Source organism: Sphingomonas echinoides ATCC 14820, from assembly GCF_000241465.1.
Taxonomy (GTDB): domain Bacteria; phylum Pseudomonadota; class Alphaproteobacteria; order Sphingomonadales; family Sphingomonadaceae; genus Sphingomonas; species Sphingomonas echinoides.
Window position 1 is genome coordinate 1,511,246 of record NZ_JH584235.1, and the last position, 25,701, is coordinate 1,536,946.

General features: G+C 63.5%; 19 protein-coding genes. 8 read left to right on the forward strand and 11 right to left on the reverse strand.

The window, feature by feature from the left end; translation table 11 throughout:
• Nucleotides 1–46 precede the first annotated feature (46 nt).
• On the forward strand, nucleotides 47–1,996 hold the full coding sequence (locus ON00_RS07170; protein ID WP_010404438.1) for an OPT family oligopeptide transporter: 1,950 nt from the start codon (nucleotides 47–49) through the stop codon (nucleotides 1,994–1,996).
• A gap of 144 nt (nucleotides 1,997–2,140) precedes the next feature.
• Here the strand turns inward: ON00_RS07170 and ON00_RS07175 are convergent, their stop codons facing one another.
• The 3 genes from ON00_RS07175 to queF all read right to left on the reverse strand — a co-directional run bounded on the left by ON00_RS07175 (nucleotide 2,141) and on the right by queF (nucleotide 6,333).
• Nucleotides 2,141–3,418 (reverse strand): glycoside hydrolase family 130 protein, encoded by a 1,278-nt coding sequence (locus ON00_RS07175; RefSeq protein WP_010404441.1) that lies wholly within the window; start codon nucleotides 3,416–3,418, stop codon nucleotides 2,141–2,143.
• Nucleotides 3,419–3,461: 43 nt separating this feature from the next.
• On the reverse strand, nucleotides 3,462–5,735 hold the full coding sequence (locus ON00_RS07180; RefSeq protein ID WP_010404442.1) for a glycosyltransferase family 4 protein: 2,274 nt from the start codon (nucleotides 5,733–5,735) through the stop codon (nucleotides 3,462–3,464).
• 151 nt (nucleotides 5,736–5,886) lie between these two features.
• Nucleotides 5,887–6,333, reverse strand: a complete 447-nt coding sequence (gene queF / locus ON00_RS07185; protein ID WP_040601597.1) for a preQ(1) synthase — start codon at nucleotides 6,331–6,333, stop codon at nucleotides 5,887–5,889.
• Nucleotides 6,334–6,429: 96 nt separating this feature from the next.
• Here queF and sseA point away from each other — a divergent pair, with 96 nt between their 5' ends.
• The 3 genes from sseA to ON00_RS07200 all read left to right on the forward strand — a co-directional run bounded on the left by sseA (nucleotide 6,430) and on the right by ON00_RS07200 (nucleotide 9,467).
• Complete coding sequence (gene sseA / locus ON00_RS07190) at nucleotides 6,430–7,269, forward strand: 3-mercaptopyruvate sulfurtransferase (protein WP_010404446.1); 840 nt, start codon at nucleotides 6,430–6,432, stop codon at nucleotides 7,267–7,269.
• Nucleotides 7,224–8,462, forward strand: coding sequence for a cystathionine beta-lyase (metC, locus tag ON00_RS07195; protein ID WP_010404448.1), 1,239 nt, complete (start codon nucleotides 7,224–7,226; stop codon nucleotides 8,460–8,462). Before sseA ends, metC begins: the two co-directional genes overlap by 46 nt.
• Before the next feature lie 216 nt (nucleotides 8,463–8,678).
• On the forward strand, nucleotides 8,679–9,467 hold the full coding sequence (locus tag ON00_RS07200; RefSeq protein ID WP_010404449.1) for a TorF family putative porin: 789 nt from the start codon (nucleotides 8,679–8,681) through the stop codon (nucleotides 9,465–9,467).
• Between the two features lie 75 nt (nucleotides 9,468–9,542).
• On the opposite strand, the gene ON00_RS07205 is transcribed toward ON00_RS07200, so the two are convergent.
• The 5 genes from ON00_RS07205 to sppA all read right to left on the reverse strand — a co-directional run bounded on the left by ON00_RS07205 (nucleotide 9,543) and on the right by sppA (nucleotide 16,169).
• Nucleotides 9,543–9,959 carry a DUF3035 domain-containing protein gene (locus tag ON00_RS07205; RefSeq protein ID WP_010404450.1) on the reverse strand — a complete coding sequence of 139 codons (417 nt, stop codon included), beginning with the start codon at nucleotides 9,957–9,959 and terminating at the stop codon, nucleotides 9,543–9,545.
• Nucleotides 9,952–10,491, reverse strand: coding sequence for a signal peptidase II (lspA, locus tag ON00_RS07210; protein ID WP_010404452.1), 540 nt, complete (start codon nucleotides 10,489–10,491; stop codon nucleotides 9,952–9,954). Before lspA ends, ON00_RS07205 begins: the two co-directional genes overlap by 8 nt.
• Complete coding sequence (gene ileS / locus ON00_RS07215; RefSeq protein WP_010404454.1) at nucleotides 10,488–13,526, reverse strand: isoleucine--tRNA ligase; 3,039 nt, start codon at nucleotides 13,524–13,526, stop codon at nucleotides 10,488–10,490. The genes lspA and ileS overlap by 4 nt, the downstream gene beginning before the upstream one ends.
• A 184-nt stretch (nucleotides 13,527–13,710) precedes the next feature.
• A complete protein-coding gene (locus ON00_RS07220) occupies nucleotides 13,711–14,295 on the reverse strand; it encodes a GNAT family N-acetyltransferase (RefSeq protein WP_010404455.1) in 585 nt (194 codons plus the stop codon).
• Nucleotides 14,292–16,169: a signal peptide peptidase SppA gene (gene sppA / locus ON00_RS07225; RefSeq protein WP_010404456.1), complete on the reverse strand. Its 1,878-nt coding sequence runs from the start codon at nucleotides 16,167–16,169 to the stop codon at nucleotides 14,292–14,294. Before sppA ends, ON00_RS07220 begins: the two co-directional genes overlap by 4 nt.
• 212 nt (nucleotides 16,170–16,381) lie before the next feature.
• Here sppA and groES point away from each other — a divergent pair, with 212 nt between their 5' ends.
• Both groES and groL read left to right on the forward strand, forming a co-directional pair.
• Entirely contained in the window at nucleotides 16,382–16,669 is a 288-nt protein-coding gene (groES, locus tag ON00_RS07230; RefSeq protein WP_010404457.1) for a co-chaperone GroES, read from the forward strand.
• Nucleotides 16,670–16,740: 71 nt separating this feature from the next.
• Nucleotides 16,741–18,387 carry a chaperonin GroEL gene (gene groL, locus ON00_RS07235; protein WP_010404458.1) on the forward strand — a complete coding sequence of 549 codons (1,647 nt, stop codon included), beginning with the start codon at nucleotides 16,741–16,743 and terminating at the stop codon, nucleotides 18,385–18,387.
• 169 nt (nucleotides 18,388–18,556) lie between these two features.
• On the opposite strand, the gene ON00_RS07240 is transcribed toward groL, so the two are convergent.
• Nucleotides 18,557–19,081 (reverse strand): hypothetical protein, encoded by a 525-nt coding sequence (locus ON00_RS07240; protein ID WP_010404459.1) that lies wholly within the window; start codon nucleotides 19,079–19,081, stop codon nucleotides 18,557–18,559.
• 187 nt (nucleotides 19,082–19,268) lie between these two features.
• On the opposite strand from ON00_RS07240, the gene ON00_RS07245 reads away from it, so the two are divergent.
• On the forward strand, nucleotides 19,269–22,124 hold the full coding sequence (locus ON00_RS07245; protein WP_010404460.1) for a TonB-dependent receptor: 2,856 nt from the start codon (nucleotides 19,269–19,271) through the stop codon (nucleotides 22,122–22,124).
• A 69-nt stretch (nucleotides 22,125–22,193) separates the two neighbouring features.
• Complete coding sequence (pepF, locus tag ON00_RS07250; protein WP_010404462.1) at nucleotides 22,194–24,059, forward strand: oligoendopeptidase F; 1,866 nt, start codon at nucleotides 22,194–22,196, stop codon at nucleotides 24,057–24,059.
• On the opposite strand, the gene ON00_RS07255 is transcribed toward pepF, so the two are convergent.
• Nucleotides 24,056–24,535 carry a GNAT family N-acetyltransferase gene (locus ON00_RS07255; protein WP_010404463.1) on the reverse strand — a complete coding sequence of 160 codons (480 nt, stop codon included), beginning with the start codon at nucleotides 24,533–24,535 and terminating at the stop codon, nucleotides 24,056–24,058. The genes pepF and ON00_RS07255 overlap by 4 nt on opposite strands.
• Nucleotides 24,536–24,557: 22 nt before the next feature.
• On the reverse strand, nucleotides 24,558–25,622 hold the full coding sequence (locus ON00_RS07260) for a mannose-1-phosphate guanylyltransferase/mannose-6-phosphate isomerase (RefSeq protein WP_083834076.1): 1,065 nt from the start codon (nucleotides 25,620–25,622) through the stop codon (nucleotides 24,558–24,560).
• Between the last annotated feature and the right edge of the window lie 79 nt (nucleotides 25,623–25,701).

Genomic DNA, 25,701 nt, shown 5'->3' on the forward strand with positions numbered 1-25,701 from the left:
GCAAAATTCCCTGTTGCGGAGGCCCGGCGCTGTGCCAGATAGGCGCATGACCAGCACACGCCCCGCCCCGATCGCCGAACTGACCCTGCGGGGCGTGTTGCTTGGCGGCCTGATCACGCTGCTGTTCACCGCCGCGAATGTGTATCTCGGGCTCAAGGTCGGGCTGACCTTCGCGACCTCGATCCCGGCCGCCGTTATCTCGATGGCGGTGCTGCGGCTGTTCAAGGGCGCGACGATCCTCGAAAACAACATCGTGCAGACGGTGGCGAGCGCAGCCGGCACGCTGGCGGCGATCATCTTCGTGCTGCCCGGGCTGGTGATGATCGGCTGGTGGCAGGGCTTCCCGTATGTCCAGACCGCGATGATCACCGCGACCGGCGGCATATTGGGCGTGATGTTCTCGGTCCCGCTGCGGCGTGCGCTCGTCGTCGATACCGATTTGCCCTATCCCGAGGGCGTCGCCGCCGCCGAAGTGCTGCAAATCGGCGCGGGCTCGCGCGAGGGCGCGGCCGAGGCGCGCACCGGGCTGTTCGTGCTGATCTGGAACAGCATTGCGTCGGCCGGGTTCGCAATCTTCACCCAGACCAAGATCATCACCGACACCGCCGCCACCACCTTCCGCGTCGGCGCAGGCGCGACCGGCATAGCGGGCAGCCTGTCCTTCGTCTTGCTCGGCGTCGGGCATCTCGTCGGCATTTCGGTCGGCGCCGCGATGGGCCTGGGGCTGGTGATCGGCTGGTTCGTGCTGGTGCCGCTGCTCACCGCCGCGCACCCCATACCGGGTGACATGGCCGCATGGGTCAATACGATCTGGAAGGGCGACGTACGCTTTTTCGGCGCGGGGTTGATCGGCATTTCGGCGATCTGGACGCTGGTGAAGATCGCTGGCCCGGTCATTGGCGGGGTGCGCTCGGCGCTGGCGGCAAGCGCCGCGCGCGGCAAGGGCGAGACACTCGCGCTGGAAGAACAGGATTTGCCGATCGCCTGGGTCGCAGGCGTCGCGCTGCTCACGCTGCTGCCGATCGCGTGGCTGTTGTGGGATGTGATCGCGGGCGGCGCGCTGGTCGGGTCGGCGGCGCTGCTGATCGCAGGCGCTTTGGTGTTCGTGCTCGTCGCCGGGCTGATGATCGCGGCGGTGTGCGGCTATATGGCCGGGCTGATCGGCGCGTCCAATTCGCCCGTTTCGGGCATCGGCATCCTCGCGGTGATCGGGTCGTCGCTGATGCTGGTCGGCCTGTTCGGCCAGCATCCGGGCGCTGACACCACGCGCGCGCTGATCGCTTATGCGCTGATCGTCACCGGCATCGTGTTCGGCGTCGCCACCATTTCCAACGACAATCTGCAGGACCTCAAGACCGGCCAATTGGTCGGCGCGACGCCGTGGAAGCAGCAGGTTGCCTTGGTGATCGGCGTGGTGTTCGGCTCGCTGATCATCCCGCCGGTGCTCAACGTCCTCAACAGCGGGATGGGCTTTGTCGGCGTGCCGGGCGCGGGGCCGAATGCGCTCGCCGCGCCGCAAGCCGGGCTGATCTCGGCACTGGCCAAGGGTGTGCTGTCGGGCGACGCCAATTGGCGGATGCTGGGCTATGGTGCGCTGGCGGGCGTCGTACTGATCGCGCTGGACGAAGCGCTCGGGCGGTTGAAGTTGCTGCGCCTGCCCCCGCTCGGCGTGGCGCTCGGCATCTATCTGCCGATGTCGGTGATCCTGCCGACGGTGCTGGGCTCGGTGATCGGCTGGTTCTACGACCGCTGGGCACGCACCACCGCCAACCCCGAAGTCGCCGAGCGCATGGGCACGCTGACCGCGACCGGCCTGATCGTCGGCGAAAGCCTGTGGGGCGTGCTGTTCGCGCTGATCGTATGGGCGAGCGGCAGCGATGCGCCGCTGGCACTGATCGGCAAGGGCCATGAGACCGCGGCGCTGATCGGCGGGACGGTGTTGTTTCTGGGGATTGCGGCGGTGCTGTACCGTCGGACCATCACCGTTTCGCGGTAAACTCCCTCACCCAACGGGAGAGGGAAGGGGCCCGCGCCAAAGGCGTGGGAAGGGTGAGGGCGACGCTATGGCGGGCGAGGTCACCCTCACCCTTCCGTCGCTTCGCTCCTCCCTCCCTCTCCCAACGGGAGAGGGAAAAGGGGGTCACATCGCCGCAAGCAGCGTGCTGATCTTGATAAACGCAAACGCCACCGAGCTATCCGCCACGCCATACGGCACGAACAGCGTGTCGCCATGCCGGATCGCGCCGCAGGTGTAGACCACGTTGGGCACATAGCCCTCGCGGTCCTGGTCCGCCGCCGCCAGGATCGGCTCGGGCGTACGCCCCAGCACCTTGGACGGATCGCGCTTGTCGAGCAGCACCGCGCCGATCGCATATTTGCGCATCGCGCCGACGCCGTGCGTCAACAACAACCAGCCTTCGTCGAGCTCGATCGGCGGGCCGCAATTGCCGATCTGCACCAGTTCCCACGGGAACACCGGCACGAGCAGCTTCTGCCCCTCGTCCCAATGCGTCAGCGTGTCGGATTTGAGCAGGAACAGGTTTTCGCCGTCCTGCCGCCCGATCATCATATACTGTCCGGCGACCTTGCGCGGGAACAGCGCCATGCCCTTGTTGCGCGCGGCGGGACCGGTCATCGGCACCAGATCGAACGCACGGAAATCGCGCGTGCGCAGCAATTCGGACTGGATCGTCGAACCGTTATAGGCGGTGTAGGTGCCAAGCCATTCGACATCGCCATTGTCATGATGGAACTGGACCAGCCGCAGATCCTCCAGCCCCTTGGACTGCGCCGCCGTGATCGGGAAGATCACCGTGCCCGACAGCGTCGAGTCGCGGTGGCGATAGACGGTGATCGGCCCCTCGGGCAGCGTTTCCTCATCCAGCCCGACCGCATCGGTCGCGGTGGCGAAGGGCGGCTCGGGCGCGAGCTTCAATTGATTGTCGTCGGTGATGATGCCTTCGCGAAAGGCGACCGAGGAGATGTGCCCCTCCCCCACCGCACGCAAGCTCATCAGAATGCGCTGCGATCCAGCGGGCATGCCCGACTGGTCGAAATGCGGCACCGCGCTCGGGTTCATCAGAGCGGCGGCGGCATAGCTATATTCGTGGCAGAAATAGGCACCGATCAACTGGCGCTTTTCATCGCCAATCTCGCTGCCGTCGATGCCGAGCATATCCTCGATCTCGTCATAGCGCGTCATGAACACGCGCCGCGTCTGCCAATGACGCGCCTCGAAATCCTTGAGCACCAGTTCGAGCTGCGCGCGCGTCTCACCCGCGTCGAGCGCCATCACCGCGCTGACGATGCGCTCCGTGCGATTGCCGCCATTGCCGCCCCAGGCGAGGTGAAACGGCCGCACCACGACCCGCGAGGGGTCGGCATGGAGCCGCAGAGCATGCTGAAACAAATCGATCACGGTTTAAGCCTCGCGTAACGCCTTGGCGGCGTCGCGAGCGAGGCTACGCGACGGCGCTCTGCGGTCCTGCCATGCTTTCCGCCCGCTTTGCCAGCCCTGAAATCGTGCAACCGGACAATTGCAGCGCCAAAATCGACTCTGCGCCCTGATTTCGGTTCAAACCGGTCGGCATCAGGCCGTCGAAACAGCCGCCATCCTGCGCGGTGGCGAGGGGTAAATCGAGATCGTTCTGGCCCAAATACCAGCGATAGGCACGATAGGCCTCCTCGACCCAGCGCATATTATGCGAGGCATCGAACGCAGCGCCGCACGCGTCGATCGTAGCTTGGGCCTCGAGCGGCTGCTGGTCGAACTGTAATGGCTCGGCATAAACGCGCCCGAAACTCTCGCTGCCGACGGCCCGAAAGCGGCCGTCGGGGGACGTCTGCTTGCCGACGATCCAGTCGAGCGTGCTCAGGCCACAGGCGACCATGTCCTCGCGCCCAAGCGCATGGCCGGCGCGGATCAGCGCTTCGGGCAAGCGGGCATTGTCATAGGCCAGCACGATTTCGAACCATTCCCATTGCGGGCGACGCGCTTCCTCAAGGAGGCCGCACAGTTCCTCGCCGAATCGGGCGAGGATGGTGCGCGCCAGCGCGTGCCCGGGGAAAGCGTCCAAGATCGCGGCAGCCCCCAGCATCGCAAAGGCGTGGGCGCGCGGCGACCCCAGTTCGAGCGACAGCGACGCCGTCATGTCGAACATCGACACCGCCCAATCCCGGTGCTTGGCGAGTTGCGCGTCCCGCGCGGTTACGCCGAGCGCCCACAGCGTGCGGCCGTTCGAGTCCTCAGACCCGAAATCCTCGCACCAGGTGCGATCGAAATTCATGAAGTTGCGGAAGCGCCGGGCCTCGGGATTCCACGCATATTGCAGGAACGACGCATAGATCGTCATCCATTTGTCACGCTCGCCTTCGTCCATGGTCGGCATCTGGCTGACCAGCATCAGCGCGCGGGCGTTGTCGTCGATGCAATAGCCATGGCGGCGGTCGGGCACCGAATAGATCGAATGCTGTAACATGCCGGTCGAATCGCTCATCCGTTCGACCGCCGAAAAATCCGGAGCAAGCGGGGCGAGCGACATGGCACTGCTGAGCAGACGCTGCGGCTTGGCCGCAACCATTTGGGTGATCTCCCGCATCGCCAGTTCCGCCAAACGCGGCCAGATCATCGTGCGACCGCGCGCATAAGCGCGCTCGGACAGCTTGAGGCGGTTGCGGTCGCTGCCCAGCAACGCGTTGATCTCGCGTGCGAAAGCAGCGGAATCACCGAAATCGACCAGCACACCGTGCCCGTCCGCAAGGATTTCGGTTGCATGGACGTAGGGCGTGGAGACCACCGCCTTGCCCACGCCGACCGCATAACTGAGCGTGCCAGACGTGATCTGGGCCGGGTTAAGATAGGGCGTCGCGTAAATGTCGGCGGCCTGGAGATAATCGATCAGTTCGTCATGCTCGAGAAACGCATCGATAAACGCGATGTTTTCGCTGACACCCAGTTTCGCGGCCAGCGCCTTCAGCCCATCGCGATATTTTTCGCCCTCATGCGCGACAAGATTGGGGTGTGTCGCGCCAAGCACGGTGTAGAGCACATTGGGATGTTCGGCGACGATCGTCGGCAACGCCTCGATCATCACTTCGATACCCTTGCCCGGCGCGAGCAAGCCGAAGGTCAGCACCACCTCGCGTCCGGCCCAGCCGAACCGATCCTTCAGCGAATCGGGATCGACGAAATCGCGATCGGGCACACCGTGCGGGATCATCACGATGTTGCGACCGCTGGCACCGTAGACGCGCTCGAGAATTTCGCGACCGCGCTCGGCCATGACGATGACGCGCGCCGCGCGGCGCAGCAGGCCTTCCATCACTCGCCGCTGATCGGCATCGGGCTTTTCCAGAATCGTGTGCAGCGTGACGATCACCGGGATCGACACGCGATCGAGCAGCGCGAGGATATGTTCACCCGCCGCGCCACCGAAAATACCATATTCGTGCTGCAGCCACAGCGCCTGCGCGCCGCTCGCCTCAATCTCCCGCGCGGCATCGAGATACGCCATGCGATCCTGGTCGGGGATGCTGCGTGTTACCTCGGGAGGATAGTCATAGCGTCCGGGATGATCATCCATAGCATAGACATCGATCCGCAAATCCGGAAAGCGGCCCTTCAACGCGGTAAACGTGTCGGTAGTATAGGTCGCAAGGCCGCATTTCCGCGGCAAGAAATTGCCCACCAGCGCGAGGCGATCAATTGGGGTCACGCCATCCGCCTGTTGCATCATGCTCGCAATCCTCAAAACATCAGGGCCAAAGCCCTTTGAATACCTCCAACGAACGGCCAAGTTTCAATATGGTTGCACTGATGTTGCATTGCAACGCGAGGAATCGCGCTGATCGAAATCAACCTTGCGGTGAGATGAACGAATCGCCCGCTCAGCCGCGTCCTCGATATCCCGGCACATCCTGCGACGGCAGCCACAAATCTGCGGGTGGCGGCCCCGATTGCCAGAACACGTCGATCGGAATGCCGCCACGCGGATACCAATAGCCGCCAATGCGCAGCCACAGCGGCTGCATTTCGCCAAACAGGCGCTCACCAATGCCGACCGTGCAATCCTCATGAAAGGCCTGATGGTTCCGGAAGGATCCCAGGAAGAGCTTCAGCGATTTCGATTCCACGATCGTTGCTGCAGGTGCGTAATCAATCACCAGATGCGCGAAATCCGGCTGCGCCGTGACGGGACAAAGCGAGGTGAATTCGGGAACCGCAAACCGCACCAGATAGGTGCGCCCGGGGCGCGGATTGGGGACGTAATCGAGCACGGCGTCTTCGGGAGAGGCAGGGAGCGCGCTGGTTTGGCCAAGATGTTTCGGAGTCATGGAGCTGATGTAGTGCGTCACGGCGCTTGCGTCATCCCGATGGCTCGACGGCGTGCCCGCAGCGGGCTAGGGACAGTAAAAACAAGGAGACGATTCATGGACTCGCTGGTGACGACGGAATGGCTCGCAAACGAGCTGGGCGCGAACGATCTGCGCATTGTCGACGCGACCTATTTCGCCGGTTTCGGCGATCGCGATGCCGCTGCCGAATATGAAGCGACGCATATTCCCGGCGCGGTGTTCATGGATCTGGCCGAGATCGCCGATACCTCCAGCGATCTGCCCTCAATGCTGCCGAGCGCCGAAAAGTTCGCCAGCCGGATGCAGTCGCTGGGCCTGGGCGATGGCAGCCGCATCGTGCTCTACGACAATTCGCCCTATCACACGGCCGCGCGCGCGTGGTTCATGCTGCGCACGTTCGGCGCACACGATGTCGCCATTCTCGATGGCGGCCTGGCCAAATGGCAGGCCGAGGGCCGCGAGACGGCGTCGGGCAAGGAACAGCTTCGTCACCGCCACTTCACCGTCTGGGCGGATGACAAGGGCGTGCGCACGCTCGAGCAGATGAAGGCCAATGTCGAAAGCGGTGCGGAGCAAGTGCTCGATGCCCGCTCGGTCGCGCGCTTCACCGGCGAGGAAGCCGATCCCCGCCCGGCGACGCATCCCGGCCATATTCCAGGCTCGAAGAACCTGCCGGTTGGCCAGATCTTCAACGAAGACGGCACGTGGAAGACCGGCGACGCGCTGAAGGCCGCGTTCGAAGGGGCGGGGATCGACCTCGACAAGCCGCTCGTCACCACCTGCGGCTCGGGCATCACCGCGTCGGCGCTGGCGTTCGGCGCGCATCTGCTCGGCAACGAAGCTGCGGTCTATGACGGCAGCTGGTCCGAATGGGGTGCCGACCGCACCACGCCGAAGGCGACGGGCGCGGCGTGAACGACAAGACCGGCCGCCCCAAGGGCGATGCAACCCGCGTCGTAACGGCGGGGCGGCGCAAGGAATGGACACAGGGGATCGTCAGCGCACCGGTGTGGCGCGCCTCGACGATCCTCTACGACAGCGTGGCCGATCTGCGAGCGGCGGGTGGCCGCGATACGCACCACCGGCTGTTTTACGGGCGCAAGGGCACACCGACGCAGTGGAGCCTCGCCGATGCGCTGACCGAGCTGGAGCCCGGCGCGGAGGGCACCTTCCTATACCCCTCGGGCGTCGCGGCGATCGCGGCGGCGTTGCTATCGGTGCTCTCGCCCGGCGACGAACTGCTGCTGCCCGATTCGGCTTATGATCCGACGCGGTCGATGGGCACCGGCCTGCTCAAGCGGATGGGCATCGCAACGCGCTTCTACGATCCGATGATCGGCGCAGGCATTGCCGAACTGATCAGCGACAAGACGCGCGCCATCCTGCTGGAGAGCCCAGGCAGCCTGACCTTCGAGGTACAGGACGTGCCCGCCATCGTCGCAGCGGCCAAGGCGCGCGGCGTGACCACCTTGCTCGACAACACCTGGGCGACGCCGCTGTTCTTCCCCGCCATCAGCCACGGCATCGATCTGGCGATCCTCGCCTGCACCAAATATATCGTGGGCCATAGCGACGTGATGCTCGGCTCGGTCACCGCCGCGCCGGGGCATTTCGCGCGGCTGCGCGACACCAGCTTCCAACTCGGTCAGGTCACCAGCCCCGACGATTCGTGGCTTGCGTCGCGTGGGCTGCGCACCATGGCGGTGCGGCTGAAACAGCATCAGGCCAGCGCGCTTGAGATCGCCCACTGGTTGAAGACGCAGCCCGAGGTCGCGGCGGTGCTGCACCCGGCCCTCCCCGATTGCCCCGGCCACGAAACCTTCCTGCGCGACTTTAAAGGTTCGTCCGGGCTGTTTTCGTTCGTGCTGAACGGTGGCAGCGAGACGGCACGCGCCGCGCTGATCGACGGGCTGGAGCATTTCGGCATCGGCTATAGCTGGGGCGGGTTCGAAAGCCTGGCCCTGCCGGTCGACCCGCAACGTTATCGCAGCGTCACCAATCGGCCCTATGCTGGTCCGATCGTCAGGCTGCAGATCGGGCTGGAAGATCCCGCCGATTTGATCGCGGACCTGGCGGCCGGGCTGGAGCGGTTTTCGGCGGCACGCTGAGCGTTTTTATGTTGCTGAAGCGTTGCTCGACTGTTGCTGCGTTACAACAACTGGTGCCGAACCGGACGTAGCACCTCAAATTTGAGTTGTGCAGCGCGGCATCAATGGTCAATTCTCCTACATTACCGGTTAGCAGCGCGGGGATCTGTATGGCTCCCGACAGACGCATGCCCCGGTGAAGCAGGCGGGGACAGTCGCATTTTCGAAAGGGAAACGATGCGCTTCTCCACAACCACGCTCGGCGCGCTCTTGCTCGCCGCTTCCGCCACCCCTGCCTTTGCGCAGGAAACCGCGCCACCACCGCCGATCACGATCAATGCGACGGCGGCCGTTGTTACCGATTACCGGTTCCGCGGCATTTCGCAGACCGACAATAATGCGGCGATTCAGGGTTCGATCACCGTCACCCACAAATCGGGCTTCTATGCCTCGGTCTGGGGGTCTTCGATCGATGACTATGTCACCGTCGCCGGCACCGGCCACCAGGAAATCGACCTGATCGCAGGCTACAGCCACACGATCGGCGGCATCAAGCTGGATGGCGGGATCCTGTACTATTTCTATCCCAAGACCAAGCTCGCGGGCGACAAGAGCAGCTCCGACTTTGTCGAGCCGTATTTCGACATTTCGACGACGATTGGGCCGGTGACCGCCAAGACCACCGTCAACTATGCCCCGAAGCAAAAGGCGCTGGCGCTCGATCAGGGTGCGAGCGGCAAACTCCAGTCGCGCGACAACGTCTATCTCGCCGACGATTTCACCGTCGCTATCCCCAAGACGCCGCTCGGTCTGACCGCGCATCTCGGGCATAGCTTCGGTCCGAGCTGGCTTGCCACCGACTCCAACGGCAAGAAGGGCTATACCGACTGGGCACTGGGGGCCACGGCCACCTACAAAATGCTGACGCTCGGCGTTTCCTATGTCGACACCGATGCCAAGTTCCTGTCGGCGACCAAGAATGTCAGCAAGAGCGGCGTGGTCGCGTCGTTGACGGCCAGCTTCTAAACTCCACGACCCTAACCAAAAAGGCCGCGTACCGGGCATCCGGTACGCGGCCTTTTTGTTGGGTTGTGCGCCGGTTTATTTCGGGGTCGCGGCCTTGGCCGATTGGCCATCGCCTTCCGGAGCGGCGACCACGTCGCGCGTCGTCGCGCCCTTGTCGACCACCGTCGTCGCCGGATCGCCGACCGACGAACGGATGCCGGGATCGTCGCTATCGGCACCGGCGGCGACCACCGTGGCCGCTTCGCCAGCGCTGCGCTGGGCAGTGCCGCCGAACAGCGCGTCGAGCGCTTGCGCATTGGCGCTGACATCGTTGGCGCGCGCTGCACCCGGCTTGGGCGGGGTCAGCGAGAAATCGGGCGGAATCACGAGCGGTGCCTGACGCGCCACGGCGAACTCATCAGGGCCGCCGCGCCCGCCACGGCCATGGGCACAGCCCGAGGCGAGCGCCACGATCGCCAGGCTGGCCGCGGAGAGAAGAAACGACTTACGCATGGATATTCTCCGTTGGGCCCTGTTCCGCCCCAGAATGTGTGCCCGAATCCCCGGTCGGCTTATCCCGTACCAGAAGCGCGCGAGCGAGCAAGATCAGCACACCAATGGTAATCGCGGCATCGGCCCCATTGAAGACCAAAAACGGCTGCCACGCCCCAATATGGAAATCCGCCCAATCGACGACATAGCCCAGGCGGATGCGGTCAACGATATTGCCCGCAGCGCCCCCCAGCACCAGGCCCAGCGCCATTTGGTCGGCGCGGTTCTTCTCCCGCAGCAACCACACCAGCACGCCGAGCGCGATCGCCCCCGTCATCGCCACCAGCAGCCAGCGCATCGTCGCGGTGTCGGCGTGCAACAGCCCCAGCGACACGCCCTGATTGGCGACGAAGCGCAGGTTGAAGAAGGAGGTGACGTGATAGGCATCGCTCAGAAAATTGAGCTTCAGCACATCGGTGATGCCATATTTCGCGGCCTGATCGACCACGAACAGGGCGGCGGCGGTGGCAAAACCAGCGACAGGCAGCTTCATGCGACGACTCCCGCGCAACGGTCACACAGATCGCCATCCACCGCGACCTCGGGCAAATGCCGCCAGCAGCGACCGCATTTATGGAAATCGGTACGGGCCACCGAAATATCCGCCTCATTTTCAAAAGAAGAACGCGCAGGATCGATCGTAACCTTTGCCACTATGAAGACTTCAGCAAAGTCGATCTGCTCTGCATTCTGACGCACGTCTTCGTATGGTGACGGACAAATTACCTCAGCCTCCAGGCTTGATCTGATAATCTTATCACGCCGGAGCGGCTCAATTTTTCCGGTAACTTTTTCACGTAATTGCCTAATTAACGACCAGCGACCCACCATCGAGAATGATACGACATTTGGCACCTCCGGCCATTCGAGCAAATGCACCGAGCCGTCTTCGCTCGGGAAGCGATCCTGCCACACTTCCTCGGCGGTGAAGCACAACACCGGCGCGGCATAGCGCACCAGCGCGTGGAACAGCGTGTCGAACACCGTGCGACAGCCGCGCCGCTTGGTATCATCGACCCCATCGCAATACAGCGAATCCTTGCGGATATCGAAGTAGAAAGCCGACAAATCTTCCTGCGCGAATTCGGTCAGCAGCCGGACATAGCTGTTGAAATCGTACACCGCGACAGCCGCGCGCAGCTTCGCATCCAATTCGGCGAGCAGGTGGAGCATGTAGCGCTCCAGCTCGGGCATTTCCGCGACCGGCAGGCGCCCAAACCGCTCAACTTCCTCGTCAAACCCTTCCAGCGCGCCCAGCAGATAGCGGAAGGTGTTGCGCAGCTTGCGATACTGGTCCGACACCCCGGCGAGGATTTCCTTGCCGATGCGGTGGTCCTCGGTGAAATCGACCGACAGCGCCCACAGCCGCAAGATGTCCGCGCCCGATTCCTTCATCAGGTCGATCGGATTGATCGTGTTGCCGAGCGACTTGGACATTTTCATGCCCTTGGCGTCCATCGTGAAGCCGTGCGTCAGCACCGCATCATAGGGCGCGCGCCCGCGCGTGCCGCACGCCTCCATCAGCGACGACTGGAACCAGCCGCGATGCTGATCCGACCCTTCGAGATAGAGGTTGGCCGGCCATTGCAGATCGGGCCAGCGCCCGCTTTCCAGCACAAAGGCATGGGTGCAGCCACTGTCGAACCACACGTCGAGAATGTCGGTGACGCGCTCATAATCGGCGGCGTCGTAATCGGCCCCGAGCAGATCCTGCGCCGCCTCTTCGGACCACGCATCGACGCCCTGCTCGCGCACCGCGGCGACAATCCGGCGGTTGACCTCCGGGTCGACCAGATAGTGGCCGGTCGCGCGGTTGACGAACAGCGTGATCGGCACGCCCCAGGCGCGCTGACGGCTGATCACCCAATCGGGTCGCCCGGCGACCATCGCGGTGATGCGGTTCTGCCCCTTGGGCGGATACCAGGTGGTGGCTTCGATCGCGGCGAGCGCGGTGGAGCGCAAAGTCTCCCCTTCTGCTCCCCTCCCGCCTGCGGGAGGGGTTGGGGGAGGGAAATCAGCAGCGAGCGCAGCGTTCGCGGCACTGCCCTCCCCCAGCCCCTCCCGCAAGCGGGAGGGGAGTTTTTGGTCCATCGGAATGAACCATTGCGGCGTCGCGCGGAAAATCACCTTCGCCTTCGACCGCCACGAATGCGGATAGGAGTGCGCGAAATCATCGCTCGCAGCTAACAACGCGCCCACCGCGCGCAGGTCCGAACAGATCGGCCCCTCGGCGGAGACGAACTTCTTGTTGATCACTGAGCCCTGCCCGCCGAGCCACGCCCAATCGGCGCGATACATCCCCGCGCCATCGACCGCGAAGACCGGATCGATGCCATAGTGCTTGCACAGCAGGAAATCGTCCTCGCCATGGTCCGGTGCCATATGGACGAGCCCGGTGCCCGCGTCGGTGGTGACGAAATCGCCCGGCAGGAACGGGCGGGGCTTGGCGAAAAACCCGCCGAGCGCGTGCATCGGATGACGCGCTTCGCCACGAGCAAGGTCGGTTCCCTTAATTCGCAAACCCGTGTCGCCAATCGCCCATCCGGCAGGTGCATTCTTCGGATTCAGACGTGCCACAAATGAATCGACTAATTGAACAGCGACAATCACCTTTGTGTCACGCAGGCCATCTCGGCGCGATGGCTCAGTTCCCCGTTCCGTCAGCGAAATCAGTTCGAGCTTGGAAACGTCCAAAACTGCGTATTCAATACCCTCTCCGTAAGCCAACGCTTGGTTGACAGGGATGGTCCACGGCGTTGTCGTCCAAATTACGAGATAGACTCTTTCACCGCGGACCAAGAATTCGCGAATGGCAGGACAGTTGGGAGTATCCAGGACCTCGAACGCCACGTCGATCTGCGTCGACACGACATCCTCATATTCGACCTCGGCCTCGGCGAGCGCGGTCTTTTCGACCGGCGACCACATCACCGGCTTGGCCCCACGATAGAGCTGCCCGCTTTCCGCGAATTTCAACAGCTCGGTGACGATCGTCGCCTCGGCCTGGAAATCCATCGTCAGATAGGGATGGTCCCAGTCGCCATTGATGCCGAGCCGCTTCAACTGCTCGCGCTGCACATCGACCCAATGCTGCGCATAGGCGCGGCACTCGGCGCGGAATTCGTTCGCCGGAACTTCGTCCTTGTTCCGCTTCTTGGCGCGGTACTGCTCCTCGACCTTCCACTCGATCGGCAGGCCGTGGCAGTCCCAGCCGGGCACATAAGGCGCATCCTTGCCGAGCAGCGTCTGCGTGCGGCACACCGTGTCCTTCAGGATGTGGTTGAGCGCATGGCCGATATGCATGTCGCCATTCGCATAAGGCGGGCCGTCATGCAGGATGAACTTCTCGCGACCGCGACGCGCCGCGCGCGTTTTCTCATAGAGACCCATAGCCTGCCACCGCGCGAGAATCCCCGGCTCCTTGGCGGGCAGGCCGGCTTTCATCGGAAAGTCGGTCTTCGGCAGGAAGACGGTGTCGCGCCAATCTCGTTGGGCGTCGCGGGCGGCGGTGTCTGAAGTGTCGGTCATTGGATGCGGCCTTAGCCGAGCGGCAACGCTCTATAAAGCCCTCCCCGCAGGGGAGCCTCAATCGCCATCAATGCGCGTCGCTCGTTGATCGTCGCTTTGCGTCTTCGCGGCTTCGCGTGAATCGTTTTCACGCGAAGCCGCGAAGACGCAAAGCAGAAAGGATTTTACGCGCCTGCGCGCCGCGTCACCAATTCCACACCATTCCGGTCTCGCTGAACGGCTTGGGCTCCATCGGCGGCAAGGTGGCGTCGTTGAGTTCGCATTGCCACAGGCCGACATCGACCCAGCGGCCTTCCTTATAGCCAACCTCACGCAGCACCCCGGCGCGGCGGAAGCCGACCGATTCATGCAGCCGGATCGAATGCTCGTTGGGCAGCGAAATCACGCTGAGCGCCTGGGTGAAACCCTGCGCGCGCAACGTATCGATCAGGGCATCATACAGATGCCGCCCATTGCCGCGCCCCTGCGTGCCGGTCTCGAGATAGACCGAGGTTTCCACCGTATAACGATAGGCCGGGCGATCGCGGAAGGCCGAGGCATAGGCGTAGCCGCGTACCGGTCCCTCCGGCCCTTCCGTCACCACCAGCCACGGATACAGCCCGCCCGAGGCCGCCATGCGCGTCCCGATCGTGGCGGCATCGGGTGCGGTCAGCTCGAACGAGACGGTGCCGCCTTCGACATAGGGCCGATAGATCTCCGCAATCGCCGCGGCATCTGCGGGCGTCGCCGGGCGCACCGCGATCGGGCGCGGGGCTGGATCGACGCTCACAGGCCGAACCGCGCGAGCACGAGGGTGAGCAAGGTGGCGTCGCCTGGTTGCGGCTGCGCACCGCCCAGCCCGTCGCATTCCAGGCACCTTGCCTGGATCGCCGCCCCGGTGCCGATCCGCTTCACATCGCCCAGCGCGCGCGCGAACACCGCGCGCCGCTCGGTCGCCATCCGCGTGAAGGCATCGCCCGCCGAGGCATCGTCATCCTTGTTCGAATCGAGGATCTGCGAAATCAGCCGCATGAACGCGCTCGGCTTCTTTTCCAGATATTCGGCATGGACATCTTCGGGCTTCAACCCTGCGCGCTTGGCGGCTTCGGTGATTGCGTCCTGTAACCCGCCGAAGCGATCGACCAGCCCGATCTGATGCGCGGTGCCGCCATCCCAGACGCGCCCCTGCCCGATCTCGTCGACGCGCGCCGGGGTCAGCTTGCGCGCGGTGGCAACGCGGGTGATGAACTGCTGATAACCATTCTCGATCCCCGCCTGGAAGATCGCATCGGTCTCGGCATTGGTGCCGCCATAGATGTCCGGCTGCCCGGACAGCGGCGTGGTGCGCACACCATCGGTGGTGAGGCCGATCTTCTTGAGCGTATTCTCAAAGGTCGGGATGATGCCGAAGATGCCGATCGAGCCGGTGATGGTGGTCGGCTCGGCGAAGATCACGTCACCCGCCGTCGACACCCAATAGCCGCCCGACGCCGCCAGCGAGCCCATCGAGACCACAATCGGCAGCTTCTGCGCCTTGGCCTCCAGAATCGCACGCCGCATGTCTTCAGACGCAAGCGCCGAACCGCCCGGTGAATCAACCCGCACGACCAGCGCCTTCAGGTCCTTCTTGGCAAGCGCATCGAGCAATGCCTTGGACACCGTATCGGAGCCGACACTGCCGCTCTTCGATTTGCCATCGATAATGTCGCCGGCGATCGTCAGCACGCCGATCTTGGCACCCCCGGTCGGCAGCGGGTTGGCGGCGACATAGGCGTCATATTTGATCGTCTTGAAGGTGCCCGGTGCCTTGTCCGACTCCGCGCCCGCCAGTTCGGCGACGCGCTTGCCGAAATCGAGGTGACTGCCGAGCTTGTCGACGATGCCCGCATCAAGATTGGCCTGCGCGATATTGCCCTTGGCGGCGGTGATGACCGCGCCCGGCGTCGTCAGGAACGGGGTGACCTTCGCCTTGGGGCGTGCCTTCGCCACGGCTTCCTGCCAATTGGCGAACAGCACCTGATACAGCTTGACCACTTCTTCCTTGGCCTCGGGCGAGGCTTCGGTGCGGGTATAGGGCTCGACGAACGACTTGTATTTGCCAACGCGGTAGACGTGCGCGTTGATGCCGAGCTTGTCGATCAGCCCCTTATAATAAAGCTGGCTGCCGCCCGGCCCCATGAACAGCGTGCCGCCCATCGGGCTCATCCACACTTCGCTGGCATTGGCGGCGAGGCGGTAACCGCTATCGGTATACGCGGTGGCATAAGCGAGCACGGGCTTGCCGCCGTCGCGCACGCGGCGGATGGCGTCGGCAACTTCGTTGAGCGCGGCGGGATAGCCGCCGCCGAACGCGTCGAGATCGAGCACCACCGCCTTGACGCGGCTGTCCTTGCCCGCCGCATCCAGGCTGCGCACGACATCGCGCAGGCGGAATTGATGCGGCGTGCGGCCACCGCCCAGGCTGGCAAAGGGATCGGCCTCGGCCGGCTGCTCGACGATCGCGCCGTCAAGTTTCAGCAGCAGTGCGCCGTCCCCGATCGTGGTCTTGCCCGGCCGCGCCGCCAGCGCACCGAACAGCAAGCCAAAGAACAGCAGCATCGCGATCAGAACGAGACCGTCCTTGATCCCGACGAGAATCTTCCACGCGCCCCGTACGAGTTTCACTTGGCCGCTCCCTATTTGGCGGAAATACCGCCCTTGGCTAGGGCAAGGCGTCCGTCGAGTAAATGCGTGTTGCACGACCAACACGCATATTTTTGTAGGCCAATCCCGATGGCGACCGGTTGACGATGCCAGGTCGCGACATCATATGCGCCGTGCTGGCACTCACTCCGTGCGAGTGCTAACAGCTGTTCAATATATAAGGGACTTCACGCATGACCTTTCGTCCATTGCATGACCGCGTCCTCGTCCGCCGGGTAGAGGCAGAAGAGAAGACGGCAGGCGGGATCATCATCCCGGAAACCGCCAAGGAAAAGCCGCAGGAAGGCGAAGTCGTTTCGGTCGGCACCGGCGCCCGCAACGAAGCCGGTGAAATCCACCCGCTCGAAGTCAAGGCTGGCGACAAGATCCTGTTCGGCAAGTGGTCGGGCACCGAAGTCAAGATCAACGGCGAAGACCTGTTGATCATGAAGGAAAGCGACATCCTCGGGATCGTAGGCTGATCCTGCCGCTTTCGGCCTGATCGACCTTTGATTTCTTCCAACGTTCCATCATTTTTGAAAGGGTAGCCACCATGGCAGCCAAGGACGTAAAATTTTCGCGTGACGCACGCGAGCGCATTCTGCGCGGCGTGGACATCCTCGCCGACGCCGTGAAGGTCACGCTGGGGCCAAAGGGCCGCAACGTCGTGATCGACAAGAGCTATGGCGCACCGCGCATCACCAAGGACGGCGTCACCGTCGCCAAGGAAATCGAACTCAAGGACAAGTTCGAGAACATGGGCGCGCAGATGCTGCGCGAAGTCGCCTCCAAGACCAACGACGTCGCTGGCGACGGCACGACCACCGCGACCGTTCTGGCGCAGGCGATCGTCCGCGAAGGCATGAAGTCGGTTGCGGCCGGCATGAACCCGATGGACCTCAAGCGCGGCATCGACCTCGCGGTCATCGAAGTCGTCAAGGACCTCCAGGCGCGCTCCAAGCCCGTCTCGGGTTCGCATGAAGTCGCCCAGGTCGGCATCATCTCCGCAAACGGCGACCGTGAAGTCGGCGAGAAGATCGCGGAAGCGATGGAGAAGGTCGGCAAGGAAGGCGTCATCACCGTCGAGGAAGCCAAGGGTCTCGAATTCGAGCTCGACGTCGTCGAAGGCATGCAGTTCGACCGCGGCTACCTCTCGCCTTACTTCATCACGAACCCCGAGAAGATGTCGGTCGAACTCAGCGATCCGTACATCCTGATCCACGAAAAGAAGCTGTCGAACCTGCAGGCGATGCTCCCGATCCTGGAAGCCGTCGTCCAGTCGGGCCGTCCGCTGCTGATCATCGCGGAAGACATTGAGGGCGAGGCTCTCGCCACGCTCGTCGTCAACAAGCTGCGCGGCGGCCTCAAGGTCGCAGCGGTCAAGGCACCCGGCTTCGGCGATCGTCGCAAGGCGATGCTCGAAGACATCGCGATCCTGACCAAGGGCGAGATGATCTCGGAAGACCTCGGCATCAAGCTCGAGAGCGTCACGATCGGCATGCTCGGCACCGCCAAGCGCGTCACGATCGACAAGGACAACACCGTCATCGTCGATGGCGCTGGTGACCATGACGCGATCAAGGGCCGCACCGATGCGATCCGTCAGCAGATCGAGCACACCACGTCGGATTACGACAAGGAAAAGCTGCAGGAGCGTCTCGCCAAGCTTGCTGGCGGCGTCGCTGTCATCAAGGTCGGCGGTTCGTCGGAAGTCGAAGTCAAGGAGCGCAAGGACCGCGTCGACGACGCGCTGCACGCAACCCGCGCAGCCGTTGAAGAAGGCATCGTCCCCGGCGGTGGCACCGCGCTGCTGTATGCGACCAAGGCGATCGAAGGCCTCACCGGCGCGAACGAAGACCAGACCCGCGGCATCGACATCGTCCGCAAGTCGCTGACCGCTCTGGTGCGCCAGATCGCCAGCAATGCCGGCCATGACGGCGCCGTCGTCTCGGGCAAGCTGCTCGACGGCAACGACGTGACGATGGGCTTCAACGCGGCCACGGACACCTATGAGAACCTGGTTGCGGCCGGCGTGATCGACCCGACCAAGGTCGTGCGCACCGCGCTGCAGAATGCAGCCTCGGTCGCTGGCCTGCTCATCACGACGGAAGCCGCCGTGTCCGAGCTGCCGGAAGACAAGCCCGCCATGCCGATGGGCGGCGGCGGCGGCATGGGCGGCATGGGCGGCATGGACTTCTGATCCGAAGGGCGTCCGTGGTCCTACTGGCCACGGACTCGCCCGAGGACGGACGGCCACGGCTTTGCCGGGCCCAATCCAAACCTCCCAGCCCAGGCTGGACCAAAAGAAAGGGCCGGGGCGCGAACCCCGGCCCTTTTTTGTGCCTTGCTCAGTCAGCCTGCGGGAAACATCACTGCAGTTCCGGCCGATCCGCGACTGCGGCAGCTGTCGGCGCGGCGGGTGCCTTGCAGCCGCGCGCCAGGCCGATGCCCTTGAGATAGGCGCGCCGCGTCGATCCGGCATAGACCGCCGCTTCCACCCGGCGCTGCTGTTTGTCCGCCCCGGTGATGACGCGCACGATGCCAAGGCCCGGGATCAGCGTGTTGACGGCGGTCCGCGCCGCAACGGCGGCAAGCGCCGACCCTTCGCCCTTGGGCTGACCCGGCGCATCGACATCGGTGCCCAAAGCGGCGTTGAGTCTGCGCACTTCGCCCGCAATCGCAGCACAGGAGCGCGTATTGACCGACGAATAGGGTGCGGACGCCGCCAATTGCAGGATGGGCGGGATTTTCTTGTCGGTGATGCGCACGTCGCGCAGCGGCTGCGTGACGGCCTTGCCGACGCTGTCATCCTGCGGCCCGGCGGCCTGCAGCGCCATCGGCGTCAGCACCATCGCGATCGAAGCGATGATGATAGGGGTATGGATCCGGCGCATTCTCAAAAATCCCTGCCTGTTGTATCAGCGCCACGACTCCCGTGCGCATCCTTTTGTTCCCGCGGTGCACGGCGCGGACACTGGCGAGATCGCGGCGGTCGTCACGAACCCGTCATGAAAGCAGCGTAGCGGTCCCGAAACTTCGAGGTTGGGGAATCCCAACCTGTAGCCGTTGGGGGAAATCATCATGTTCGGACGCGTCCGGGCGCAGTCTTTTGCGTCCAAGGCAGCCTTGTGCGCCGCATTGCTCACTTCCACCGCACTGCCCGCCTTTGCAGCGGATATTGCTGGCCGCGTGGTCGACCCGACGAGCGGGGCCTCGCTGCCCGGCGCAACCGTCACCGCTGGCGGGCGCACCGCCGTCGCCGATTCCGATGGCATGTTCGTCCTGCGCGATGTGCCTGCAGGCACGGTCCAGCTGAGCTTCACCTATGTCGGCTATCCCACCACCACGCGCAGCGCGCAGTCGAGCGACAGCCCGCAAGTCGTCGTGTTCAAGCTCGATGCGCCGGTCAGCGAAACCAGCGGCGGCGAAATCGTGGTGACCGGCCAGCGCGCGGCAGAGCGTCGCGCGTTGCAGGCAAAGCGGTCGTCCAACTTCATTCAGGACACGCTCAACGCCAACGATGTCGGCAAACTGCCCGACCAGAACGTGGCAGAAGCGGTGCGCCGCCTGCCCGGCATCTCGGTCGCCAACGACCAGGGCGAAGGCCGCTACGTCATCATCCGCGGCGTCAACCCCAACCTCGCCAACGTCACCATTAACGGCCAAACTGCCCCCGCACCCGAGCCGGAAAGCCGCCAGGTGAAGCTTGACGACATTCCCTCCTCGCTGATCGGGTCGGTCACGGTGGTGAAGTCGCTTACCGCCGATCGCGATGCCAATGCCATTGCCGGGCAAGTCGACATCAACACGCTCACCGCATTCGACCGCACCAAGGCATTCGCCAACGCCCGCATCGTCGGCGGGTACGCCAACCTCAACAGCCGCAGCCCGTATGAAGGCGACATCACTGCCGGCACGCGCTTTGGCCCGGACAAGACCTTCGGCGTCGTGTTGTCGGCCAATTATTCGCGGCGCCCGATCGAGTCCGAAAATCTGCAGGGTTCATCGAACTGGGGAACGCCGCCCGGCGCGACGCGGGCGGTGCCAGACGATTTCCGCCTGCGCGATTACAATCTCACGCGCACGCGCTACGGCTTTGTCGGCAATTTCGACTGGCGGCCCAGTTCGGACGTCAACGTCTATCTCCGCACGCTGTATTCGACGTTCAAGGATCACGAAACCCGCGACCAGTCGCGAATCGAAATCCCGGTCACCTATCCAACGACCAACGCCGCTGGCGTAACCACGCAGCCGACCGCCGCGCAACAAACGGTCAACGCCGCCATTTCGAGTGGCGGAACCTTCAGTTCGCGCGGCACCCGCTTCCTGCGCCTGCGCAACGAGGACGATTCGACCTTCACCGGAGAACTGGGCGGCAAGTTCCGCTTCGGCGATGCCGAATTGCAAGTCGAGGGCACGTACAGCAAAGCGTTGAAGAAGGATCCGCTGCGGTCCGAATATTCCTTCCGCACCGGCAGCACCGCGCTCACCGGCCTGTCGCTCGACCTCAGCGACACGTTGTTCAAGGTCAACACCGCCAATGCGACGCCCATCACCACGGCGTTGTATAACGGCTATCGCGTGACGTACGATCGTCGGCGCGCAGAGGAAAACCTGTATCAGGCCCGCGCGGACCTGACGATCCCGATCGGCGTCGGCAGCGACAGCTCGATCAAGGTTGGCGGCAAGTTTCAGCAGACCGACAAATCCAACAATCGCGATTTCCAGCAATATTCGCTGAGCGGCACACTGGCAGCGACCGGAGCCGCAGCGGATAACGGCAGCGCGATTTACGGCGGCCGCTATCTGTTCGGCCCGCGGATCAACTACGCTTTGGCCGAGACCTATTACACCGTCACCAACCCGGCCGGGCGCACGCAAAGCACGTCGGACGCCGCAACCTCGGTCGCCAACTCGCTGGTCAACGATTATGACCTGAGCGAGAAGGTCGTCGCTGGCTACATCATGGGCACGTTCAAGTTCGCCCAGCTCACGATCGTCCCCGGTGTCCGCGTCGAACACACCGACGGCACCTATAAAGGCAAATCCTTTACCGCGGCATCGAGTGTGGCGCAGGATTTCAACGTGTCGAATTCGCGCAGCTACACCGATGCTTTTCCGGATCTGAACGTGCGCTTTGACGTCAACGATCGTCTGATCCTGCGCGCCGCCGCAACGACCGCGATCGGGCGCCCCGACTATAATCTGCTCGCCCCCTATGTGAACGTCACGGACACAACGCCGAATGCTGGCGTCATTGCCGTGGGCAACCCCAATTTGAAGCCGTACAAGGCCGTCGCGGGCGACTTGTCCGCCGAATATTATCTGCCGGGCCAAGGCATCGTGTCGATTGCCGGTTTCTACAAACACCTCGATGACCCGATCTTCAACGTCGGGATCACCCAAGCCGGAACCTTCGGCGGCACGACCTTCACCAAGGCGTTGGTGACGCAGCCGGTCAATGGCGACAGCGCCAAGATCTATGGCGTTGAAGCCAATGTCCAAGCGCAATTGCTGTTCCTGCCGGGCGCGCTGTCGGGCTTCGGCGTGTCTGGCAACTTCACCTATACCGACGGATCGTCAAGCGGCGTCATCGGCCGCGCAGGGTCGGTACCCAACCTGCTCCAGTCGAAATATATCGGCACGGCACAGCTTTATTATGAAAAGTACGGGATCACTGGGCGGCTGGCCTATACCTATCGCTCGGCCTATCTCGACACGCTCGGCACGACCGCCGCGACCGACCAATATACCGATGAGAACAATTCGCTCGACGCGCGGATCGCCTATTCGCCGGTCAAGCAATACACGCTGTTCGCCGAAGTCAGCAATCTGCTCGACTCGCCCTGGCGGCGGTATCAGGCGGTTAAGACTCAGCTGATCGAGAACGAGCATTACCGCCAGACATTCCGCATCGGCGTGCAACTGGCGTTCTGAACGCCCCTTCCCTTGGCAGGCGCGGTGCGACAGGATGGCACCAACACGCCTGCCAGGGGAACAACCGCCATGACCGATCTCACCCGCCGCGACGCGCTCGCCGCGACCGCCTTCGCCACGCTCGCAACGGCTTTGCCCGCATGGGCGCAGGATCGGTCTGCCCCAGTCGACGCGGCGCAATGGGACCTCTCGGAAATCTATACCGACGATGCGGCATGGGACGCGGCGCGCAAGGGCGTACTCGCCAAGATCCCAAGTCTGGCCAGCTATAAGGGGAAGCTCGGCACCGGCGCGGAGGTGCTCGCCGCCGCTTTGGTGGCGCAGTCCGACCTCGCGCGGGAGGCGGCACGCGTCTATACCTATGCCGGGCTGAAGAGCGATGCCGATCTGCGCATTTCCGCCAATCAGGAAAAGCTCGCCTTGGTCGGCGATCTGTTCACCGCCTTTGGCGAAGCGACTTCGTGGATGGCACCCGAGATCCTGACGCTCGGCAAAGCCAAAATCGACGGTTTCATCGCGGAAAACCGGACTCTCGCGACGCGGTTCGATTTCTTTCTAGCCGACACGCTGCGGCAGGCCCCGCACACGCTGTCCCCCGAGGGCGAAATCCTGCTTGCAGGCGCGGGGGCACCGCTTTCCGGACCGGGCACGATCCGCGAGCAGCTCGTCGGATCGGACATTCCCTGGCCGACGATCACACTGTCGACCGGCAAAAAGGTCCGCCTCGACGACCAGGCCTATACCTTGAACCGTGACGCGCCGGCGCGCGCCGATCGCAAGGCGGTGTTCGACACCTTCTGGGGCGAATATGGGCATTTCAAGAGTTCGCTCGGGGCCGCCTATCTCAGCCACGTCAAAGCCGACATCTACCGCGCCAAGGCGCGCAAATACCCAACAGCGCTCGCGGCATCATTGTCGGGCAACAACATCCCCGAAGGCGTGTATCGCACGCTGGTGACCGAGGCGAATGCTGGCTTGCCGCAACTGCATCGCTATTTCGAACTGCGGCGAAAGCTGCTCGGCCTGCCCGACATGGCCTATTACGATATCTACCCGCCGTTGGTGTCGCTCGACCGCAAGGTCACCCTCCCCGACATGCGCACGACCGTGCTGGAGGCGGTCAAGCCGCTCGGGCCCGATTATGTCGCGCTCCTCGGCACCGCCACCGCGCAGAAATGGATGGATCCCCTGCCCCGCCCAGGCAAGAAATCGGGGGCGTATATGAACCCCGGTGCCTATGACGTGCACCCCTATCTGCTGCTCAATCTGGGCGAAAACTATGAGGGCATGACCACCTTCGCGCACGAATGGGGCCATGCGATGCACTCGCTGCTGTCGAACAAGACGCAAGTCTATGAGAAATCGGATTACCCGATTTTCCTCGCGGAGATCGCCTCGACCTGCAACGAAATGCTGCTCGCTGCCTATATGGTGGCGAAGGCCAAGACCAAGCAGGAGAAACTGTTCTACCTCGGCCAGCAATTGGAGAGCATTCGCGGCACCTTCTTCCGCCAGACGATGTTCGCCGAATTCGAACTCGCCGTGCATGACAAGGCCGAAGCCGGCGAAGGCCTATCGGGCGAGCGCTTCACGGCGCTCTATCTCGATCTGCTCAAGCGCTATCACGGGCCGAAGGTGACCATCGACCCGGCTTATGCCGTCGAATGGGCCTATATCCCGCATTTCTACAACAGCTTCTACGTTTACCAATATGCCACCTGCATCTCGGCGGCCTCCTATTTCGCGCACGCCATCCTGACCGGTGGGGCAAAGGAGCGCGACACCTATCTGACCGTGCTGAAGGCGGGCGGGTCGGCCTATCCGACCGAGATTCTTCAACGCGCCGGTCTCGATATGGCCAGCCCCGCCCCCTATCGCGCAGTCATCGCGACCTTCAAGGAAACGCTCGATCAGGCCGAGGCTCTGATCGGCTAATCCAGCGGGTACAGCATCGCGACATTGCACCGTTCGTAGCGCGCGCCGAATTCGTCCATGATCCCCGTATCATGGACGAACCCGAGCTTTTCGTAGAGGTGGATGGCAGCGGCACTCTTGCTGTTGCTCAGCAAATAGAGCCGCTCCGCCCCCAGCGCGCGGGCGCGCGCGATGACGGCGTGCAGCAGAAACTCCCCCGCCTTGCGACCGCGCGCGGATTCGAGCACGCCCATCTTGGTGAGCTCGAACTGCCCCTCACCGGTCTTCTGCAGCGCGCAGGCCCCGACAATGCCCAGCCCGGCCGCTTCGACGAACAGAATGTCCCCGCCGCGGTCAATGATCCGCGCGCGCGGGTTCTCGAGCACATCACGGTCGGTCGGCTCGAGCCGGTACATGGCGGCAATCCACTGCGCGTTGATGTCATGGAAGGCCTGCGCCAGATCGTCCCGATACCCATGAATCGTCAAACCATCCATCCCATGCCCCCCCCCCGGTCGTTCAGCGCTTCATCGCCTCGATCAACGCTTTGACTTCCTGGCTGCGGCCACGCGGCAGAATCAGGATATCCTTGCCGCTGGCGACGACGATCAAATCCTGCACCCCGACCATCGCGATGCGGGCACCATCGCTGCGCACCAGGCAATTCGCCGTGTCGATCGCGATCACTTCACCACCTTCGCGGCTGGCGTGGACGTTGCCATCCTGGTCGCGATCACTGATCTCGTGCAGCGCATCCCAACTGCCAAGGTCGCTCCAGCCCATCGACACGGGTACGACCGCGACCCGGTCAGCCTTTTCCATCACGGCATAGTCGATCGAGTCCGACGGAGCTGCCGCGAAGGAAGCGGAGTCCGGATAAAGGCGGCTACCCTCCACGCGCGCGCCATCCATCGCCCGCTGCGAGGCCGCAAGAATTTCCGGGGCGTGAATGGCGAGACCCGCGAGATAGGCATCCGCCCGAAACAGAAAGATGCCGCCGTTCCAGGCATGATTGCCTGCCGCGAGCATCGCTTCGGCAACATCGAGCGGTGGTTTCTCGACAAATTTGGCGACGCGGTGGACTCCCCCGGAAATTTCCTCGCCAAGACGAATCCATCCATATCCGGTTTCTGGGGCAGTCGGATCGATTCCGAACGTGACGAGCCACCCGTCTTCGACCAACGGCAACGCCGTGTAGATTGCGGCGTGAAAGGCCGCGACATCCGCAATGACATGATCGGATGGCATCACCAGAAGCGGGGCAGCCCCGCTGCCGGCAGCAATCGCCGCAAGCGCAATGGCCGGCGCAGTGTTGCGGCCGACGGGCTCCAGAATCAAAGCCTTCGCCGTCGCACCGACAGCATCAAGCTGTGCTTCGACCATATCGGCGTGACGCTCATTGGCGACGACAATCGGCGCAGTGAAACGCGCGCCCTGCGCACGCCGCGCCGTCAGTTGCAGCATGGTCGCATCGTCGGTCAACGAAAGCATCTGTTTGGGCATGCCAGGCGTAGACATAGGCCAAAGTCGCGTTCCCGATCCGCCGGAGAGTATGACGGGCACGATCGGTATGGTCTGCGGCATATTGGGTCCTCCTGAGGGAATCGCCCTAGCGGGCTTTCCAGCGATTGGTAACTGCCCTGGATCAGCCTCGATCCATTCT

Coding starts and splice junctions, on each gene's coding strand:
- ON00_RS07170 (WP_010404438.1), top strand. CDS start 47: ATGACCAGCACACGCCCCGCCCCGATCGCCGAACTGACCCTGCGGGGC.
- ON00_RS07180 (WP_010404442.1), bottom strand. CDS start 5,735: ATGATGCAACAGGCGGATGGCGTGACCCCAATTGATCGCCTCGCGCTG.
- queF (WP_040601597.1), bottom strand. CDS start 6,333: ATGACTCCGAAACATCTTGGCCAAACCAGCGCGCTCCCTGCCTCTCCC.
- sseA (WP_010404446.1), top strand. CDS start 6,430: ATGGACTCGCTGGTGACGACGGAATGGCTCGCAAACGAGCTGGGCGCG.
- metC (WP_010404448.1), top strand. CDS start 7,224: ATGGGGTGCCGACCGCACCACGCCGAAGGCGACGGGCGCGGCGTGAAC.
- ON00_RS07200 (WP_010404449.1), top strand. CDS start 8,679: ATGCGCTTCTCCACAACCACGCTCGGCGCGCTCTTGCTCGCCGCTTCC.
- ON00_RS07205 (WP_010404450.1), bottom strand. CDS start 9,959: ATGCGTAAGTCGTTTCTTCTCTCCGCGGCCAGCCTGGCGATCGTGGCG.
- lspA (WP_010404452.1), bottom strand. CDS start 10,491: ATGAAGCTGCCTGTCGCTGGTTTTGCCACCGCCGCCGCCCTGTTCGTG.
- ileS (WP_010404454.1), bottom strand. CDS start 13,526: ATGACCGACACTTCAGACACCGCCGCCCGCGACGCCCAACGAGATTGG.
- groES (WP_010404457.1), top strand. CDS start 16,382: ATGACCTTTCGTCCATTGCATGACCGCGTCCTCGTCCGCCGGGTAGAG.
- groL (WP_010404458.1), top strand. CDS start 16,741: ATGGCAGCCAAGGACGTAAAATTTTCGCGTGACGCACGCGAGCGCATT.
- ON00_RS07240 (WP_010404459.1), bottom strand. CDS start 19,081: ATGCGCCGGATCCATACCCCTATCATCATCGCTTCGATCGCGATGGTG.
- ON00_RS07245 (WP_010404460.1), top strand. CDS start 19,269: ATGTTCGGACGCGTCCGGGCGCAGTCTTTTGCGTCCAAGGCAGCCTTG.
- pepF (WP_010404462.1), top strand. CDS start 22,194: ATGACCGATCTCACCCGCCGCGACGCGCTCGCCGCGACCGCCTTCGCC.
- ON00_RS07255 (WP_010404463.1), bottom strand. CDS start 24,535: ATGGATGGTTTGACGATTCATGGGTATCGGGACGATCTGGCGCAGGCC.
- ON00_RS07260 (WP_083834076.1), bottom strand. CDS start 25,622: ATGCCGCAGACCATACCGATCGTGCCCGTCATACTCTCCGGCGGATCG.